General features: G+C 34.9%; 2 protein-coding genes and 1 other annotated feature. Of the genes, one reads left to right on the top strand and one right to left on the bottom strand.

Translation table 11 applies throughout. The annotated features are described in order from the left end of the window. Positions 1-122: 122 nt before the first annotated feature. The gene (sspI, locus tag JCM13188_RS17135) at positions 123-335 is read right to left on the bottom strand and encodes a small acid-soluble spore protein SspI (protein ID WP_054755042.1); all 213 of its coding nucleotides are present in this window, start codon (positions 333-335) and stop codon (positions 123-125) included. 97 nt (positions 336-432) lie between these two features. Between sspI and JCM13188_RS17130 the strand changes: the two genes are divergently transcribed. Continuing rightward, on the top strand, positions 433-1,179 hold the full coding sequence (locus tag JCM13188_RS17130; RefSeq protein WP_054755041.1) for a TrmH family RNA methyltransferase: 747 nt from the start codon (positions 433-435) through the stop codon (positions 1,177-1,179). A 48-nt stretch (positions 1,180-1,227) separates the two neighbouring features. Beyond that, positions 1,228-1,458: a binding site (T-box leader), on the top strand. Positions 1,459-1,477: the final 19 nt, after the last annotated feature.

The raw sequence follows: 1,477 nt of genomic DNA, 5'->3' as shown, positions 1-1,477 counted from the left end.
ATTTTATCGGCCACTTTTTCGGATTTATCGGTCGCTTTTTCGAATTAATCTGCCCCTTTCAAATTCATCGCCCATAAAATAATAAAACACCAATCGAATTTCGATTGGTGTATCTATTGAGATTATAGCTTCTGAGCTTCTTGCTCTAAAATGGTTAGCATTTGATCCTTTTCTTCTTCATTTGCATTTTCCCAAATCATTTCGAATAACACACCTAGTCCTGGAAGCATTTTCTCTTCACCACTTTGAATCGCATCAAGAATTGTTGCTTCTAATTCTTCTTCATTATTTCCAGCTATATTACTTCTGATTGCTTTTCTTAAATTTAAATCCACTATGGTCACCTCTTTTTAGATATACATTTTACATGTAGTTTGACCATTTAATACTAAACTATGTATGATGGAATCAAAAACAAATAGGAGATCTGTCATGATTGAATCTAAACAGAATAAAACCATTAAGGAATGGAAAAAATTACATAAGAAAAAATATCGTGATGAGCAAGGAAAATTCCTCGTTGAAGGTTGGCATTTAATTGAAGAAGTTACGAAAAGTGACTGGCAGGTTGACAAGTTAATTATACATGAATATGAAAAGCTGCCAGAGAAATGGAAACACTACGATTATGTCGAAGTTTCGGCTGAAGTGTTTAATGAGCTCTCTTCTACTGAAACGCCTCAAGGCATTATGGCTGTTGTTAATCAGAAACACGAACAATTTGGTCAGTCATTGAATAAGGTGTTGTTAATAGATGCTGTTCAAGATCCTGGTAATGTAGGTACTATTATACGTAGTGCTTTAGCGTTTAATTTAGATGCCGTTGTATTAGGAAAGGGAACAGTCGATCTCTATCATGAAAAAGTTATTAGAGCAACACAAGGTGCACTCTTTCATCTGCCTGTTTTAAGAGGTGATTTAGACAACTGGATGGGTAAATTAAACGAACTTGACATTCCAATTCTCGGTACTGCTTTAGATGAAAAAGCTAGGCCACTGAATGAAATTGCAACTAAACGATTTGCAGTTCTTGTTGGCAATGAAGGAAAGGGAGTTAGCTCTGATTTGCTTAAACAAGTTGATGATACGATTTATATCACAATTCATAAGGATAGTGAATCATTAAATGTAGGTGTTGCGACAAGTATAGTCCTTTATCATTTGACACATCTAACTTGATAAATAATCAATTTTTATCTATAATACAGTTCATAAACAATTGAATGAACAAAAGCTATGAATGAGCTCAGTAAGCTTTTCTAAGTAATTGATTAGCAGGGAGGAGTACCAAAGACTGAAAGTACTCTAATCAATGGGAAAGCCGAATTTCACTCAGGAGCTGGAACTTGGACCATATTTGTAAAGGTTTCCCGGCATGATCGTCCGTTATCGAAACGAAGTGGATTACATAATCGTAATCAATTAGGGTGGTAACACGGATACTAACTCGTCCCTTTGTTTAAGGGATGAGTTTTTT

This window comes from Piscibacillus salipiscarius JCM 13188, assembly GCF_001311865.1.
GTDB lineage: Bacteria > Bacillota > Bacilli > Bacillales > Alkalibacillaceae > Piscibacillus > Piscibacillus salipiscarius.
The sequence above is the reverse complement of the archived record's forward strand: the minus strand, read 5'-3'. Positions and strand labels throughout refer to the sequence as shown.